Annotated in this window: 14 protein-coding genes and 1 tRNA gene; 11 read left to right on the top strand and 4 right to left on the bottom strand. The window is 62.6% G+C overall.

Features of this window, described 5'->3' with window-relative positions; genetic code table 11:
* Positions 1–134 precede the first annotated feature (134 nt).
* On the top strand, positions 135–1,031 hold the full coding sequence (locus LB566_RS02675; RefSeq protein WP_224622932.1) for an alpha/beta fold hydrolase: 897 nt from the start codon (positions 135–137) through the stop codon (positions 1,029–1,031).
* 133 nt (positions 1,032–1,164) lie between these two features.
* On the opposite strand, the gene LB566_RS02680 is transcribed toward LB566_RS02675, so the two are convergent.
* Positions 1,165–2,232, bottom strand: coding sequence for a tyrosine-type recombinase/integrase (locus LB566_RS02680; RefSeq protein WP_224622934.1), 1,068 nt, complete (start codon positions 2,230–2,232; stop codon positions 1,165–1,167).
* Between the two features lie 242 nt (positions 2,233–2,474).
* A complete protein-coding gene (locus LB566_RS02685) occupies positions 2,475–3,614 on the bottom strand; it encodes a porin (RefSeq protein WP_224622936.1) in 1,140 nt (379 codons plus the stop codon).
* Positions 3,615–4,084: 470 nt separating this feature from the next.
* Between LB566_RS02685 and LB566_RS02690 the strand changes: the two genes are divergently transcribed.
* From LB566_RS02690 to LB566_RS02705, 4 genes are all read left to right on the top strand, one after another.
* A tRNA-Ser gene (locus LB566_RS02690) sits at positions 4,085–4,175 on the top strand.
* 58 nt (positions 4,176–4,233) lie between these two features.
* Positions 4,234–4,485, top strand: coding sequence for a GIY-YIG nuclease family protein (locus tag LB566_RS02695; protein ID WP_224622937.1), 252 nt, complete (start codon positions 4,234–4,236; stop codon positions 4,483–4,485).
* A 96-nt stretch (positions 4,486–4,581) separates the two neighbouring features.
* On the top strand, positions 4,582–5,721 hold the full coding sequence (locus LB566_RS02700) for a porin (protein ID WP_224622939.1): 1,140 nt from the start codon (positions 4,582–4,584) through the stop codon (positions 5,719–5,721).
* A 246-nt stretch (positions 5,722–5,967) separates the two neighbouring features.
* On the top strand, positions 5,968–7,080 hold the full coding sequence (locus LB566_RS02705) for a pyridoxal phosphate-dependent aminotransferase (RefSeq protein WP_224622941.1): 1,113 nt from the start codon (positions 5,968–5,970) through the stop codon (positions 7,078–7,080).
* Between the two features lie 36 nt (positions 7,081–7,116).
* Here LB566_RS02705 and LB566_RS02710 read toward each other — a convergent pair whose 3' ends face one another.
* Entirely contained in the window at positions 7,117–8,118 is a 1,002-nt protein-coding gene (locus tag LB566_RS02710; protein ID WP_224622943.1) for a GNAT family N-acetyltransferase, read from the bottom strand.
* A 161-nt stretch (positions 8,119–8,279) separates the two neighbouring features.
* Here LB566_RS02710 and LB566_RS02715 point away from each other — a divergent pair, with 161 nt between their 5' ends.
* From LB566_RS02715 to LB566_RS02740, 6 genes are all read left to right on the top strand, one after another.
* Positions 8,280–8,564: an acylphosphatase gene (locus LB566_RS02715; protein ID WP_224622945.1), complete on the top strand. Its 285-nt coding sequence runs from the start codon at positions 8,280–8,282 to the stop codon at positions 8,562–8,564.
* A gap of 69 nt (positions 8,565–8,633) precedes the next feature.
* On the top strand, positions 8,634–9,284 hold the full coding sequence (locus LB566_RS02720) for a TetR/AcrR family transcriptional regulator (protein WP_224622947.1): 651 nt from the start codon (positions 8,634–8,636) through the stop codon (positions 9,282–9,284).
* A gap of 67 nt (positions 9,285–9,351) precedes the next feature.
* Positions 9,352–10,515: an isovaleryl-CoA dehydrogenase gene (locus LB566_RS02725; protein WP_224622948.1), complete on the top strand. Its 1,164-nt coding sequence runs from the start codon at positions 9,352–9,354 to the stop codon at positions 10,513–10,515.
* Between the two features lies 1 nt (position 10,516).
* Positions 10,517–12,124 (top strand): carboxyl transferase domain-containing protein, encoded by a 1,608-nt coding sequence (locus LB566_RS02730; RefSeq protein ID WP_224622949.1) that lies wholly within the window; start codon positions 10,517–10,519, stop codon positions 12,122–12,124.
* 1 nt (position 12,125) lies between these two features.
* Positions 12,126–12,689 (top strand): O-acetyl-ADP-ribose deacetylase, encoded by a 564-nt coding sequence (locus tag LB566_RS02735; RefSeq protein ID WP_224622950.1) that lies wholly within the window; start codon positions 12,126–12,128, stop codon positions 12,687–12,689.
* Entirely contained in the window at positions 12,671–14,632 is a 1,962-nt protein-coding gene (locus LB566_RS02740) for an acetyl/propionyl/methylcrotonyl-CoA carboxylase subunit alpha (protein ID WP_224622951.1), read from the top strand. The genes LB566_RS02735 and LB566_RS02740 overlap by 19 nt, the downstream gene beginning before the upstream one ends.
* 151 nt (positions 14,633–14,783) lie before the next feature.
* Here the strand turns inward: LB566_RS02740 and LB566_RS02745 are convergent, their stop codons facing one another.
* Entirely contained in the window at positions 14,784–15,905 is a 1,122-nt protein-coding gene (locus LB566_RS02745; protein WP_140553885.1) for a branched-chain amino acid ABC transporter substrate-binding protein, read from the bottom strand.
* Positions 15,906–16,264: the final 359 nt, after the last annotated feature.

Here is a 16,264-nt window from a genome sequence, read left to right on the forward strand (position 1 = left end):
ATCCGCCCGCCTTGGCTGAGTGAAGGGCCTCGCCACCTTCGGCCGCAAGAGGAGAAGTAACTGCCCCATTTGACCATCCCTTCCCCCGCCTGTAGCAGACGGACGATCGGGCGAGAGCAAGGGACAGCATTCCAATGGCGGGCGAACGTTTCTCCGATTTCTTCTACACCGCGCCGGATGGGCTGAAGCTCCATGCCCGGATCTATGGCGAAGCAAATTCGGGACATTGGCCAGTCGTCTGCCTGCCCGGCCTCACCCGCAATGCACGCGACTTCCATGAACTCGCGCTCTATTTGGCCGGCAAAGCCGGGAGCTCGCGCAAGGTCGTCGCCTTCGACTATCGCGGCCGCGGGCAGTCCGATTATGATCCCGATGTCAGCCGCTATACTGTCGGCGTCGAAGCCGACGACATTCTTGCCGGACTGGCGGCCTTGGGAATCGAGGAAGCCGCCTTCATCGGCACCTCGCGCGGCGGCCTGATCATTCATGTCCTGGGCGCGCTGCGGCCGGTCATATTGAAAGCGATCGTGCTGAACGATATCGGACCGGTGATCGAGCCGGCCGGCCTTGCCCTTATCCAGTCGTATCTCGAGCGCGAACCGAAGCCGAAGACCTTCGCCGAAGCAGTGGCGGCCCAGCGCCGCGTTCATGGCCGGGATTTTTCCGCGCTCACCGATGCGGACTGGGACCGCATGGTGCTGGCGCTCTACCGCGAAACGAATCAAGGCCTGCTGCCGGATTTCGACCCGAAGCTGGTCGACACGGTTGCAAATCTCGACCTGACGCAGCCGCTGCCGGCGCTGTGGCCGCAATTCGACGCGCTGTCGGCCCTTCCCATGCTCTCCATACGCGGCGCCAATTCGAGTTTGCTGTCGGTGGACACACACAGGCAGATGCGAGAGCACCATCCGGCCATGCAGACGATCACCGTCGAAGGCCAGGGCCATGCCCCTTTCCTCGAAACCGGAACCTTGCCGGGCGACATCGCCGCTTTCCTCGACAGAGCCGAGCGGCTGCCGACTCGCCTTTAAAAACCGTTGCCCGCAAGGCAAACGACAGCAGTGGACCGAGGGCAGGCTTCGCAGCCTGGATAGCATGCCCCAACGACCCGCGGATCGGGGGACCCACGGGATTGGTCGCCTACAGCCCCTTCAGAGCGTGAACTTATCGGGACTTTGAGGCCTTCTTCATTGCCTTGGCCGTGGTCTTCACGGCAACCGGTTCGTCTGCCGCACGGCGCGCAGCGGCGCGAGGGGACGGTTCGGGCGCTGCCTTCGCGCTGTCGGCGCCGCCAGACCGGGGTACTTCCAGCACGGTGACGCAGCCGTCGAGATCGTTGGTGGCCAGATGCGCATAGCGCATGGTCATCGACAGGGTCTGGTGGCCAAGCCACATCTGCACGCGCCTGATGTCGATACCGCCCTGGACAAGACGCGAGGCACAGGTATGGCGCAGGATGTGCGGCACCACCTGGTCGTCGGCGGCCAGACCGACTTCGGCCTTCGCGTCGTTCCAGATGGCGCGGTATTGAGCCTGGCTGAATGTGGTGAACGGGCCTTTCGGCCGACGACCTTCGCCGGGAGGCAGCTTGATCACTTCCTTGACACGCTCGGTCATCGGAATGGTGCGGCTGCGGCCGGACTTGGTGATCCAGAAGGAGACGCGATGCTCCTGGACATCGTTCCAGATCAGCCCGAGCGCCTCGCCAAGGCGGCAGCCAGTGTCGACCAGGAAGACGGAAAGCCGGTAAGCATCCTCGCTGCGGCTCCTGATGGCGGCAAACAGCCTGGCCTCTTCGTCCCTTTCAAGGAAACGAATCCGTCCCGACCGCTCCTTCTGGCGGCGGAACTCGGGCAGGCTGTGGATATCTCCCATCTTGTAGGCCTTGCGCAGCAGTTTGCTGAGGGCAGCCATCTTCCGATTGATGGTTGCGTTGCTGTTGCCGCGCTGGCGCAAGGTGCCAATAAGGTTGTCCAGGGTACTCTGATCAAAGGCGCTGAAACGCTCCCCGAGCAGAATCTCGTCTATCTCGCCGATGAACGAACTGACATTGTATTTATGCCGCCCATCATCCCACAATATATCTCGATATGCTGAAAAAAGATCTCCAACCCTATGCGACTTTACTTCTCGTATTTTATTGTAGGTGTAGTTAAACTTTGAATTCTGAGAAGAAAACATCGAAAAATGATCGGAGGGCTCACCCTCTTGAATCGCTTCGGTCGTCATCATTTGCCACACCCCCGAGTGGACAGGTCAACCACCTAACCCACATGGAAGCGTCCTTTCAAGAGTTTTGAATCACGCATTTGTGATTTCATCCACCAGGCGGCGGATCCCACGAAACCACTCACGGATCCAATTCAGCTACCGTTACCCCCTGTTCCTTCTGTTTGCCTTGATCCAGTCACGAGACAGAAACAGCCCGGGCGTTGATGCGCCCGGGCTGGATTTCACCTGTATGGAGCCAGCCCTTAGAACGAGCGCTGGAAGCGGAGGATGCCGCCGATGCTGCTCTTCTTGTCGGCGCCGGTCCAGTTGGAGAAGTCGGCGTCGTCGAACTTGCCTGCATTGAGGTAGTCGACTTCGGCCGTGACCGTGAAGCCCGGGACGACGTCGTAGGCGATGTTCGCCGCGATGCCCAGGTTCTTCCAATCGTCATACGACACCTGCGCGTTGAACGAGGTCTTCTCGTTGAACTTGTAGGTACCGCCGCCCCAGACAGCCCAGTTGCCGCCCCACTGCTTGTAGAAGCCGCGGCCGCCAGCAGCGATAGCGTAGGTCGGATCGTTGAGGTTGTCGTCGGTGCCGTAGCCGCCCATGACCCACAGCGACAATGCGTCGTTGACGTTCACGTCCAGGCGAACCTTGCCGGCGACTTCTTCGTAGTTGCTGTCATAAGCGACGACGCCGGTGATGGCGCCCCAGCCCTGCGTCCACTTCAGACCGCCGACGACATGCGGAACGTAGCTGTCGATCGTGCCGACAACGCCCTGGCCTTCTTCGAGCGAGACCACGGCCGAGAAGCCGTTGCCAGCGTCGAAGTAGTACTGGACGACGTTGGTGTCGAAGTCGCCGTAGGGAACCAGCGTATCCTGGATGACGTTGCCGGCGTAGCCGATGAACGTATCGAAGGCCGATTCATCCTTACCGACGCGCAGACCACCGAGCTGGATCCAGGCGAAGTTCAGCGAGACGTCCTTGTTGTGGGCGGTGTTGGCGAATTCGATGGCGTTGTCGTTGCCGAAGTTGAAGCGGGTCTCGGTGTAGGTCTTCAAGGTGCCGAGTTCGGTTTCCTGGCCGGTCCAGGTCTTCAGCGTGAAGCGGGCATTTTTGTGCCAGGTGTCGTTTACCGAGCCGTCCTCGTGGTCCGCAGTCTTCGAACCATTGAACGTGCCGACGTCGCCGACGCCGATGTCATAACGGATGTAGCCGCCGATGCGCAGGCAGGTTTCGGTGCCGGGGATGTAGAAGTAGCCAGCGCCGTAGACGTCGCAGATCTTGACGTATTCAGCGGGCTCCGGTTCGGCGACGACGACGGCGTCGGCGGCGCGCGCACCGGAAACTGCGATCAGGGCCGCAGCGGAGCCGAGAAGAAGGCTCTTGATGTTCATTTTCTGACCTCCAGTCAAAAGTTAAAAAACGGGTCTGGGTATTCTTTGCTGAAGGACAGCGTTCCCTGCCCCATCCCCACTACCGAAAAAGATGCGCACCGCGCCGCTCCTTCGAAATCGACATTACCCATGAGCAGACGGGGTTCAACCACGATCGTACCGGCGAAAGGGCTGTGCGGCTGCTATCCCCCAACGTTGTTGCACAAATGACACGATTTGGCCTCACTCAGAAAGCTCTCATTAACCTTCGACCCGCCCCAGCCCCTTGTTTACGGGCGAATCCGGCGATCGGCTGACGGAATCATGGCGAGGCCTTGAGCCGCCAGCCAGGGAATCGCCGCGGAACCGCCACATCGCGGAAGGCCCCAGCCCGGTGCGTTCTTATTTTTCCGTATAATGTCTTCTTTTTCCCAGATATTGGCTGGGGCTTGTTGATTGTGCCGGCGCTTTTCTTTATCCAGCGGCGCAACGGAGAGGTGGCCGAGTGGTCGAAGGCGCTCCCCTGCTAAGGGAGTAGAGGTCAAAAGCTTCTCGTGGGTTCGAATCCCATCCTCTCCGCCACCCTAAGCCCGCAGGGCGTAGGAGTGTCGCCCGAAGCTACGAAGTAGCGTAGGGGACCATGTGGTACGTGTATTTCCTGCTGCTCCGTAACGGCGATACCTATGTCGGATCGACAAACGACTTTCGACGCCGACTCGAATCGCATCGATCGGGCGATGTGACGTCGACCAAGGCTTATCTGCCTGTGATCTTGAAGACCTACATTGCGGTTGAAACCGGGGCCAGCGCACGGCAACTCGAGCGGTATTTCAAGACCGGATCTGGCAAGGCTTTCGCGAGCAAACGTTTTTGGCGGACAGCGCGTCGCTGACGGCCTTTTAATTACCTCGTTGAAATCACGAGAGAAATGGCGTTGCGCGCCATTTTTCGCGGACCTCAGCTCTCGATTCTGACTGGAGGTCAGAAAATGAACATCAAGAGCCTTCTTCTCGGCTCCGCTGCGGCCCTGATCGCAGTTTCCGGTGCGCGCGCCGCCGACGCCGTCGTCGTCGCCGAGCCGGAGCCCGCTGAATACGTCAAGATCTGCGACGTCTACGGCGCTGGCTACTTCTACATCCCCGGCACCGAAACCTGCCTGCGCGTCGGCGGCTACATCCGTTATGACATCGGCGTGGGCGACGTCGGCACGTTCAATGGTTCGAAGACTGCGGACCACGAGGATGGCTCGGTAAACGACACCTGGCACAAAAATACCCGCTTCACGCTGAAGACCTGGACCGGCCAGGAAACCGAACTCGGCACCTTGAAGACCTACACCGAGACCCGCTTCAACTTCGGCAACGACAACGCCATCGAGGTCGACAACACCGCCCACAACAAGGACGTCTCGCTGAACTTCGCCTGGATCCAGCTCGGTGGCCTGCGCGTCGGTAAGGACGAATCGGCCTTCGATACGTTCATCGGCTACGCCGGCAACGTCATCCAGGATACGCTGGTTCCCTACGGTGACTTCGACACCAACGTCGTCCAGTACTACTTCGACGCTGGCAACGGCTTCTCGGCCGTGGTCTCTCTCGAAGAAGGCCAGGGCGTTGTCGGCACGATCGACAGCTACGTTCCGCATGTCGTCGGCGGTCTGAAGTGGACGCAGGGCTGGGGCGCCATCACCGGCGTCGTCGCTTATGACAGCAACTACGAAGAAGTCGCCGGCAAGGTTCGCCTGGACGTGAACGTCAACGACGCACTGTCGCTGTGGGTCATGGGCGGCTACGGCACCGACGACAACCTCAACGACCCGACCTATTTTACCCCTGCTGGCGGCCGCGGCTTCTACAAGCAGTGGGGCGGCAATTGGGCTGTCTGGGGCGGCGGTACCTACAAGTTCAACGAGAAGACCTCGTTCAACGCGCAGGTGTCGTATGACGATTGGAAGAACCTGGGCATCGCGGCGAACATCGCCTACGACGTCGTCCCGGGCTTCACGGTCACGGCCGAAGTCGACTACCTCAATGCAGGCAAGTTCGACGACGCCGACTTCTCCAACTTTACCGGCGCCGACAAGAAGAGCAGCATCGGCGGCATCCTCCGCTTCCAGCGCTCGTTCTAAGGGCTATCGCTTCGTGACATCGAAACCCGGCGGGCAACCGCCGGGTTTTTTATTGGATTTACTACTGCGCGATTCCGCACCGGAGGGAGCGCACCAGGTGTTTGGATCAGGCAGGCAGCAAACGGTTGCTGATTGCGTCTCGCTTAAGAGGAAAGAATCCAGCATCGCGGATCTAGCTTCGCGCAACTTGCACCCGCCTACTGACCGCGCTAGCAAGAAGCCCCTTCCCTCACGCGAGCTTTTGCCATGCGTCTGCGCCCTCCCCTTATGCCGCTCGTTGCAGCGCTTCCGTCGACCGTGCCGTTTGTCGGCCCCGAAGCGCAGGAGCGCGAGCGCGGGCGTGCATTCCGCGCCCGCATCGGCGCCAATGAGAGCAGCTTCGGGCCGTCGCCGCGCGTCATCGCCCGGATGGCCGAGATCGCGCGCGACATGTGGATGTATTGCGATCCGGACAATCACGACCTGAAGGTGGCCGCGGCCGCGCATCATAGTCTGAAGGTCGAGAACGTCGTGGTCGGCGAAGGCATCGATGGCCTGCTTGGTCTGGTGGCGCGCATGTATGTGGCGCCTGGCGATGCGGTGGTCACCTCGCTCGGCGCCTATCCCACCTTCAACTTCCACATTGCCGGTGTCGGCGGGCGGCTTGTCACCGTCCCCTATGCGAACGACCACGAGGATCTGGAAGGACTGCTGGTTGCGGCCGCCAGGGAGAAAGCGCCGCTGGTCTATCTGTCCAATCCGGACAACCCCATGGGGAGCTGGTGGGAAGCGGCCGAACTGACGCGCTTCATCGAAGCGCTGCCGGAAACCACCATGCTCGTGCTCGATGAAGCCTATGGAGAATTGGGGCCAGCCTCCGCACTGCCGCCCATCGACGTCTCGCGGCCGAATGTCATCCGCATGCGCACCTTTTCGAAAGCTTACGGGCTTGCCGGCATACGCTGCGGCTATGCGGTCGCCGAGGCCCAGGTGATCAGCGATTTCGAGAAGATCCGCAATCATTACGGCGTCAGCCGCATGGCGCAGGTCGCGGGCGTCGAGGCGCTCGCCGACCAGGATTATCTGGATTCAGTGGTGGCGCGGGTGTCGGCAGGGCGCCGGCGCATCGCGCAGATAGCCGAACAGAACGGGCTGACGCCGCTGCCGTCGGCGACCAATTTCGTTACCATCGATTGCGGCCGCGACGGCGCTTTCGCGCTGAAGATCCTGCAAGGCCTGTTGTCGCGCGACGTCTTCATCCGCAAGCCGATGGCGCCGGGGCTCGATCGTTGCATCCGCGTCAGCGTCGGACTGGACCACGAGCTCGACATTTTTGCCGAGGAACTGCCCGGCGCACTGGCCGCCGCCCGTGGAAACTGAACGAGTGTTGCCATCGCGGCGACACTTGCCGGCCCGTCAGAGATCGAGTTCCCAGTTCTGGCCGGTCAGTTCCTTGCCGAAACTGAGATGGCGCTCCTGTGAAACCAGTCTGAACCCGGCGCGCTCATAAATCGCGCGGGCGGCGACCAGAATGTCATTCGTCCACAGAACGAGCTTGATGTAGCCGCAGGCACGCGCCTGGTTCACGCATTCCGCGACCAGCCGTTTGCCGATACCCAAACCGCGCGCCGCCGCCTCGACATGCAGCAGCCGCAGCTTCGCGACCTCGTCGTCCTGGTGAACCAGAAACACTGCGCCGAGCGGCAGGCCGGCGCGTTCGGCGATCCAGCAGAAATCGCGCCCTGGCTTGAAATTGCGGATGAAGTCGGCCCCGATTTCGGCAACCAAGGCTTCGAACTCGATGTTCCAGCCATATTCCTCGGCATAGAGCTGGGCCTGACGCTGCACCACCCAGCCAATGTCACCGACGCGATGCGGACGCAACGTCACCGCCGGGGCGGCCGCCTCGCCTTCGGCCGCCGGATCGCCCAGCAGCTCCGCCGCCTTGCGCAAGGCGTCGCCGAGTTCGGCCAAGCGGTGGTCGGGCAGGTTCTCGATGAGCCGTGAGGTGTCGCGGTCCGCCGCGGCCTGCAGACCGGCAAGGGCGGCCTGCCCCCTTGCCGTCAGCGACAGGATACGCCTTCGCCGGTCGACCCGATCGGTCCGGGTCTCGGTCAGGCCTTCACTAGCGAATTTTCGCAGGATCCGCGTCAGATAGGCCGCGTCGAGACGCAGTTGTTTGGCGATGTCGGAAGCGGCCGGGCCGACATCAATGTCGAATGCTTCCGAAAGGAAGCCTCGCTCGCCGGCAATTTCCGCCGCCGGGCGATGCCGGTGGCCAAGCTCGAACAGGACACGCGCCTCGGTGAGCGTGAACGGGCTCTGCGTCAAGGTCTCGTCGAGAAGGCCAACGGTGCGGGTGTAGAAACGGTTGAAGTGCCTGATATCGGCCACCAAAGCGCTGCGTTGGTCCAGCATCTGCGTTCAGCCCTAGATTGTGACGGCCCACAGTGTGAGAAATTTAGTGGACTGAGTCAACTAAATTCAGTTTTGACGCGGCCCTCCTTTCTCATTCGACCGGCCTGTTGCATTCCCCCTCGCCTGCGCCAGATTCTGCAGACAAGCCTCAGGAGAGACACATGGCTGACGATCGCAAGGCAGTGCGTGTGCAGGCCCGCGGCAAGGTGCAAGGCGTCGGCTACAGGATCTGGGTCCGGAGCCAGGCTGCCAGCCTTGGGCTTGCAGGCTGGGTGCGCAATGAAGCGGACGGCTCGGTGACCGCCGAAATTGCCGGCACAGGCGAGGCCGTCTCGACCATGATCGAACGACTTTGGAAAGGACCGCCGGGAGCGTCCGTTTCCGGCGTTGACGTTGAAGACGCGGCGTCCGGCAATCTCCTTACCGGCTTCCGGATCGACGCGTGACGCGGGTTTCGGCATAGCTCTTGAATTAATTGAACGTTCGTTTTATTAATTCACGTCAAGGAGGCTCATTTGGCGCGCACGACCGGATCCGATGGCGGGAAGACCGAGGCGGCAGCCCGCGAGGCGGCGGTCAACCTGATCGCGCGGCTCGGCTATGAGGCGATGTCGATGCGCCAGCTGGCGGCCGAAGTCGGCGTGCAGGCGGCCGCGCTCTATCGCTATTTCCCGACCAAGGAGGATTTGCTGTTCACGCTGATGCGCGAACATATGGAGGAGTTGATCGCAGCCTGGAACGCCGCACGGCCCGCCGATGCCGATCCGGCAAGCCGGCTTTCGGCCTATGTCGAGAACCACATCGCCTTCCACATCGCCCGCCGCCATGCGACGCATGTTTCGAACATGGAACTGCGCAGCCTGTCGCCCGAAAGGCTGACGCAGATACTGCGGATGCGCACGGCCTATGAGAAGGAACTGCGCGCCATTCTGCGTGACGGCGCCGAGGCAGGTGTGTTCAGCGTCGAAGACACCGGCCTCACCGCCATGGCGCTGATCCAGATGATGACTGGCGTCATCGTCTGGTTCAGGCCGGGCGAGCGGCTGTCGATCGCTGAAGTCACGGCGATATATCTTTCGATGACAATGCGGCTCGTCGGCGCGAGGACCGACGCCTACAGCGCCGCGCGTCCGTTTGGACGCGCAAAGGATGCTGTAGCACTTTGATTTTCGCGCATGACCTTTCCGAAAATCCAAGGCGATTTTTCGGGGTCGTGCGGCAGGAGGAACCGGGATGTACACGAACACGCTCAGCTTCGGGCATGACGAGGACATCGAGGCGTTGCGCGACCTGGTGCGGCGCTTCGCCCAGGACAGGATCGCGCCGATCGCGGCGGAAATCGACCGCTCGAACGAATTCCCGGCGCATCTCTGGGCGGAACTCGGCAATCTCGGGCTCCTCGGCATCACCGCCGATCCCGAGTTCGGCGGCAGCGGCATGGGCTATCTCGCCCACGTGATCGCCGTCGAGGAGATCTCAAGGGCCTCGGCCTCGGTCGGCCTGTCCTACGGCGCTCATTCCAATCTCTGCGTCAACCAGATCAACCGCTGGGCGACGCCGGCGCAGAAGGAGAAATTCCTGCCGCCGCTTTGCTCGGGCGAGCGCGTCGGCGCGCTGGCCATGTCGGAGCCCGGCGCCGGCTCCGACGTCGTCTCGCTCAAGTTGCGCGCCGAAAAGCGCAACGACCGGTACGTGCTCAACGGCACCAAGATGTGGATCACCAACGGCCCGGACGCCGAGACGCTGGTGGTCTATGCCAAGACCGATCCGGAGCGCCATGCGCGCGGCATCACCGCCTTTATCGTCGAAAAGGCTTCAGCCGGATTTTCGGTTGCGCAAAAGCTCGACAAGCTCGGTATGCGCGGCTCCAACACCGGCGAACTGGTTTTCGACAATGTGGAGGTGCCGTTCGACAACGTGCTGCACGAGGAAGGGCGTGGGGTCGAGGTTCTGATGTCCGGTCTCGACTACGAGCGCACGGTGCTGGCCGGTGGCCCGATCGGCCTGATGGCCGCCTGTCTCGACGTCGCCGTGCCCTATGTGCATGAGCGCAAGCAGTTCGGCCAGGCGATCGGGGAATTCCAGCTGGTGCAAGGCAAACTCGCCGACATGTACACGACGATGAACGCCGCGCGCGCCTATGTCTACGCGGTCGCCGCCGCCTGCGACCGCGGCCAGGCCAGTCGCAAGGATGCCGCAGGCTGCGTTCTGTTTGCCGCCGAAAAAGCAACGCAGATGACGCTTGACGCGCTCCAGCTTCTGGGCGGCAACGGATACATCAACGACTATCCGACCGGCCGGCTGCTACGCGACGCCAAGCTCTACGAAATCGGTGCCGGCACCAGCGAAATCCGGCGATGGCTGATCGGCCGCGAGATCATGGCGGAGGGGGTATAGCATGGCTGTCCTCCAGACCCAGATCTCCCCTTCCTCCGATACCTTCCACACCAATGCCGAACGCATGAGGGCGCTGGTCGCCGATATTGCGGAAAAGGGTGCGAGCGTCGAGCGCGGTGGCTCGGAGGAGGCGCGCGAGCGGCACGTCGCGCGCGGCAAGCTGCTGCCGCGCGAGCGGCTGGCGCAATTGCTCGACACCGGCTCGCCCTTCCTCGAGATCGGCCAGTTCGCCGCGTGGTCGATGTATGGCGAGGACATTCCGTCCGCCGGCATCATCGCCGGTATCGGCCGCGTCGAAGGCACGGAAGTGATGGTCGTCGTCAACGATGCCACGGTGAAGGGCGGCACCTATTACCCGCTGACGGTGAAGAAGCATCTGCGGGCGCAGGAGATCGCGCTGCAGAACAATCTGCCTTGCGTCTATCTGGTCGACAGCGGCGGCGCCAACCTGCCCAACCAGGACGAGGTGTTTCCCGACCGCGAGCATTTCGGGCGCATATTCTACAACCAGGCCAACCTGTCCGCCTCAGGCATCCCGCAGATCGCCTGTGTCATGGGTTCGTGCACGGCGGGCGGCGCCTATGTGCCGGCAATGTCGGACGAGACGATCATGGTGCGCAACCAGGCGACCATCTTCCTCGGCGGCCCCCCGCTGGTGAAGGCCGCCACCGGCGAGGATGTCAGCGCCGAGGATCTCGGCGGCGCCGACGTCCATACAGGGCTCTCCGGCGTCGCCGATCACTACGCGCTCGACGATGAACATGCGCTGGCCATCTGCCGGCGCATCGTCAAGAACCTCAATCGGAACAAGACAGTAAGCCTTGCCGTGCGGAAACCGATTCCGCCGCTTCATCCGGCAGATGAGATCTACGGCATCGTGCCGACGGATCTGCGCCAGCCCTATGACGTGCGCGAGGTAATCGCGCGCCTCGTCGACGGTTCGGAGTTCGATGAGTTCAAGCAGAATTACGGCACCACGCTCGTCACCGGCTTTGCCCATCTTCACGGCATGCCGGTCGGCGTCATCGCCAACAATGGCGTGCTGTTTTCCGAAAGCGCGCTGAAGGGCGCGCACTTCATCGAACTGTGCTGCCAGCGCAAGATTCCGCTGGTCTTCCTGCAGAACATCACCGGCTTCATGGTTGGGCGCAAATATGAGGCAGGCGGCATCGCCAAGGACGGCGCCAAGCTGGTGATGGCAGTCGCCACCGCCCGCGTGCCCAAGGTCACCGTGATCATCGGCGGCTCGTTCGGCGCCGGCAATTACGGCATGTGCGGGCGCGCCTACTCGCCCCGCTTCCTGTGGATGTGGCCGAACGCCCGCATTTCGGTGATGGGCGGCGAGCAGGCGGCGACGGTGCTGGCCATGGTCAAGCGCGAGGGCATCGAGCGCAAGGGCGGCCAATGGAGCGCCGAGGAGGAAGCGAAGTTCAGGAAGCCGATCCTGATGAAATACGAGCATGAAGGCCACCCGCTCTATTCCTCGGCAAGGCTATGGGACGACGGCATCATCGATCCGGCAAGGACGCGCGACGTACTGGCGCTCAGCCTCTCCGCCGCGCTCAACGCGGAGATCGAGGAAACGCGCTTCGGCGTGTTCAGGATGTGAGATGGGCGAGGTGCAGGACAGGATCCGCATTCACGTCGGCGACATTACCAAGCTGGATGTCGACGCCATCGTCAATGCGGCCAATTCCTCGCTGCTCGGCGGTGGCGGGGTCGACGGCGCCATTCACCGGGCGGCGGGGCCGGAACTCCTCGCCGAATGCCGCACGCTCAACGGCTGCAAGACCGGCGATGCGAAGCTAACCAGGGGCTATCGGCTGCCGGCCCGCTACGTCGTCCATACGGTCGGTCCGGTCTGGCAGGGCGGCGGCAAGGGCGAGGCGGAGTTGCTCGCCTCCTGCTACCGGCGCTCGCTCGAAATCGCCGTCGAGAAGGAATGCCGCTCGGTCGCCTTTCCGGCGATCTCGACGGGCATCTACCGCTATCCGAGGGATGAGGCGGCAGCAATCGCTGTCGGCGCCGTAAACAGCTTCTTGAGCCGAAATACGACGCCGCAGACCGTCATCTTCTGCTGCTTCGACGAACAAATGGCGGAGCTATACCGCGAGGCCGTTGCATCCTCGAGGCAAACGCAGGCCACGGAGGCTCCATGTTCACAAAGATCCTGATCGCCAATCGGGGCGAGATCGCATGCCGGGTGATCCGCACGGCGCGCAGGATGGGGGTGCGCACCGTCGCCGTCTATTCCGATGCCGATGCGAAATCCCTGCATGTCGAGATGGCCGACGAGGCGGTGCATATCGGTGCCTCGCCCGTCAGCGACAGCTATCTGCGCGGCGACAGGATCGTCGCGGCTGCCTTGGCGACAGGCTCGCAGGCCGTTCATCCCGGCTATGGCTTCCTGTCGGAAAATCCTGATTTCGTCGACCAGGTGGTGGCCGCGGGGCTCACCTTCATCGGCCCGTCGGCGGCCTCTATCCGCGCCATGGGGCTGAAGGATGCCGCCAAGCGTCTGATGGAAAAGGCCGGCGTGCCCGTCGTGCCGGGCTACCATGGCGAGGCGCAGGAGATCGTGATCCTGGCCTCCAAGGCACGCGAAATCGGCTACCCCGTGCTGATCAAGGCGCGCGCCGGCGGCGGCGGCAAGGGCATGCGCCGGGTCGAGCATGCCGATGAGTTCTCCGAAGCGCTGTCCAGCGCACGACGCGAGGCGAAATCCGCTTTTGGCGACGACCGTGTGCTGGTGGAAAAATATATCGACAAACCGCGCCACATCGAGGTGCAGGTTTTCGGCGACAATTTCGGCAATGCCGTCCATCTGTTCGAACGCGACTGCTCGGCGCAGCGACGCCATCAGAAGGTTATCGAGGAAGCCCCCGCCCCTGGCATGACGGAAGCGTTGCGCAAGGCGATGACCGAGGCGGCGGTGAAAGCCGCCAAGGCGATCAGCTACTGCGGCGCCGGCACCATCGAATTCATCGTCGATGCCTCGCAAGGCCTGAAGCCTGACCGCTTCTGGTTCATGGAGATGAACACGAGGCTGCAGGTCGAGCACCCGGTCACCGAGATGGTCACTGGCACCGATCTGGTGGAGTGGCAGTTGCGCGTCGCATCCGGCGAGAAGCTGCCGAAAACGCAAGGCGAGATAAAGCTTGCCGGTCACGCCTTCGAGGCGCGCCTCTATGCCGAGGATGCCGCAAGGGAGTTTCTGCCTGCGACCGGCACGCTGCATCATCTGAAATTTCCCGACATGGTCCCCCAAGGGGCGGCCATGCGTGTCGAAACCGGCGTGCGGGCCGGCGACGCCATTTCTCCCTATTATGATCCGATGATCGCCAAGCTGGTGGTGCATGGCAGGGACAGGCCGGCTGCGCTGGAGGCACTCGGCGTGGCGCTTACGCGAACCGAGGTCGCCGGTTCGATCGTCAATACCGCCTTCCTCGCCGCACTGGTGACCGATCCGGACTTTTCGGCGGGCGATGTCGATACCGGCCTGATAGGCCGGCATCAGCAGGCGCTGACCGAGATTGCGCCGCCGAGCGGCGAAACGGTCGCGGCCGCGGCCATTGCGGCCTCCGGGGCGGGAGTGCTGGCGCCATCGGACGATCCATGGTCGTCGCTTGCCGGCTACACGCATTTCCATGGCATGGCGCGACGGATCCGGCTGAGGTTTGGCGATGAGGATATTCTGGCAAAGGTTTCGGTAGGGCCAGACCGGCGTTCCCAGGTGTCGCTCCATGCACCCTATGACAGCGCCAATTCGCATGACCTTCGCGCCGTTCCTCGCCTTGCCCGCTGGCCAGGCCACATCACGATATTCGAAGGCGCGATCGGCTATACCTTCGCGGTACCGGACCCGTTGGCCAGAAGCGATGATATGGCGGCGGCGTCAGGCAGCTTGCGCGCGCCGATGCCGGGACTGGTCAAGCTGGTGCGGGCGACAAAGGGCGATACGGTGATGAAGGGGCAACCGTTGCTTATTCTCGAGGCGATGAAGATGGAGCATACCATCGCCGCGCCGCATGATGGCATGATCGCCGAGATCGCCACCGAGGGCGCCCAGGTTACCGAGGGCACCGTGCTGGTGCGGTTCGAGGATATGCAAGGCTGACAGCCTCGCTGCCGGATGCCAAGCATCCCTGTCCTGCCGGACCGAGAGAGGCGCCGTAGAATGTCGACCGCCGTTATATGTCCATGGCAAGACACACATGCAGAAATGAAATGGCCGGGACGAGCCCGGCCATCATCGATATAGGCAGCGATTACGGCTGGATCGGCGCGTACTTGCCGTCGTGCCACTGGTTGATGTCGTAGCTGGCGTTCTTGAGGTCGCCCTTTTCGTCGAAGGTGACATTGCCGACGACCGTGCTGATCGGCTGCCCGTTCTTCAGCGCCTCGGCGACCTTGGCCGGATCATCGCTGCCGGCACGCTTGATGCCTTCCGCAAAGGCCTGGATCGTGGCGTAAGAGAACAGCGTGAAGCCTTCCGGCACGAAGCCGCCGGCTTTGATCTTTTCGACGGCTGCCTTGGCTTCCGGCTTTGCCTGAGGGTCCGACGGGAAGACGAACATGGTGCCTTCGCCGGCCGGGCCGGCAACCTGCCAGAACTCCGGCGAGGCTATCGAATCCGGCATGATCAGCTGGAACTTGATGCCCTGTTCCGCCGACTGGCGCAGGATCAGGCCAGCCTCCGGGTGGTAACCGCCGAAATAGACGACGTCTGCCTTGAGGTCCTTGAGCTTGGTGACGAGCGCCGAATAGTCCTTTTCGCCGGCATTGATGCCTTCATAGTCCACTTCCTTCAGGCCGCCGGCATTCATCGTCGCCTTGACCGCATCGGCAACACCCTGACCGTACGCACTCTTGTCATGCAGGATGACGACGTTCTTGCCGGCATATTTCTTCGCAATCCACGGGCCGATGAAGGCGCCCTGGGCATCGTCACGCGTATAGAGGCGCATGATCGTCGGCCAGCCGGCCTTCGCCGCGGCGTCGGTCAGCACCGGGTTCGAGGAGGCCGGGCTCATCATCAGGGCACCGGCTTCGGCGTAGACGGCGGAAGCCGGAATGCTCGATCCCGAGCAAGCGTGGCCGTCGATGAACTTGACGCCGTTGGCGACGATACGGTTGGCGACCGAAACCGCCTGCTTCGGGTCGCACTGGTCATCCTCGATATCGAGCTTGATCTGGCGACCGTCGACACCGCCGGCGGCATTGATCGCGTCGGCGGCAGCCTGCGCGCCCTGCTTGAACTGATCGCCGATGGTGGCGAGCTGTCCGGTCATCGGACCGACCACCGAAAAGGTGATGTCGTCGGCAAAGGCGACCGGCGTGCTCATCATCAGGCCGAAAATGGCCGCGTTCAAAATACTCAATTTTTTCATTGTGGTATGACTCCTCCACTCACGCGCGGCCGCCCCGGCCACGCTTCTTCCAGAGAGGCCGGACAATTTCATCCTTCGTGTGGCCTGTCTAGGCGCATTGGCGGCGCTCGATTGGGCCTGCGAAGCATCGCTGGAGCAAAAAGGCAAAAGCCGCGCCGGCCTTGTTCCGGCCGGTCGCGGCTTTGCCTGTCGAGCTGTTTCTCAAGCGCCCCCCGCACTCGAACCCAACTCGCCTTCCCTGTCTTCCTGCTGGCCCTGCTCTTTTCCGAAAACCGGATCATGGCCGCCGCGCCGCTGGCCCTGTCGGGCGTGCCGCGTTCTTGGTTTTGTCGCGTGGCCGTCTTACCGCGGCCTTGTCC

This window comes from Mesorhizobium sp. CA13 (assembly GCF_020165235.1).
Classification (GTDB): Bacteria; Pseudomonadota; Alphaproteobacteria; order Rhizobiales; family Rhizobiaceae; genus Mesorhizobium.

Bases quoted from the DNA above. Each gene is read 5' to 3' on its own strand.
- LB566_RS02705 (WP_224622941.1), top strand. From the start codon at position 5,968: ATGCGTCTGCGCCCTCCCCTTATGCCGCTCGTTGCAGCGCTTCCGTCG.
- LB566_RS02695 (WP_224622937.1), top strand. From the start codon at position 4,234: ATGTGGTACGTGTATTTCCTGCTGCTCCGTAACGGCGATACCTATGTC.
- LB566_RS02680 (WP_224622934.1), bottom strand. From the start codon at position 2,232: ATGATGACGACCGAAGCGATTCAAGAGGGTGAGCCCTCCGATCATTTT.
- LB566_RS02735 (WP_224622950.1), top strand. From the start codon at position 12,126: ATGGGCGAGGTGCAGGACAGGATCCGCATTCACGTCGGCGACATTACC.
- LB566_RS02740 (WP_224622951.1), top strand. From the start codon at position 12,671: ATGTTCACAAAGATCCTGATCGCCAATCGGGGCGAGATCGCATGCCGG.
- LB566_RS02745 (WP_140553885.1), bottom strand. From the start codon at position 15,905: ATGAAAAAATTGAGTATTTTGAACGCGGCCATTTTCGGCCTGATGATG.
- LB566_RS02675 (WP_224622932.1), top strand. From the start codon at position 135: ATGGCGGGCGAACGTTTCTCCGATTTCTTCTACACCGCGCCGGATGGG.
- LB566_RS02730 (WP_224622949.1), top strand. From the start codon at position 10,517: ATGGCTGTCCTCCAGACCCAGATCTCCCCTTCCTCCGATACCTTCCAC.
- LB566_RS02710 (WP_224622943.1), bottom strand. From the start codon at position 8,118: ATGCTGGACCAACGCAGCGCTTTGGTGGCCGATATCAGGCACTTCAAC.
- LB566_RS02685 (WP_224622936.1), bottom strand. From the start codon at position 3,614: ATGAACATCAAGAGCCTTCTTCTCGGCTCCGCTGCGGCCCTGATCGCA.
- LB566_RS02700 (WP_224622939.1), top strand. From the start codon at position 4,582: ATGAACATCAAGAGCCTTCTTCTCGGCTCCGCTGCGGCCCTGATCGCA.
- LB566_RS02725 (WP_224622948.1), top strand. From the start codon at position 9,352: ATGTACACGAACACGCTCAGCTTCGGGCATGACGAGGACATCGAGGCG.
- LB566_RS02715 (WP_224622945.1), top strand. From the start codon at position 8,280: ATGGCTGACGATCGCAAGGCAGTGCGTGTGCAGGCCCGCGGCAAGGTG.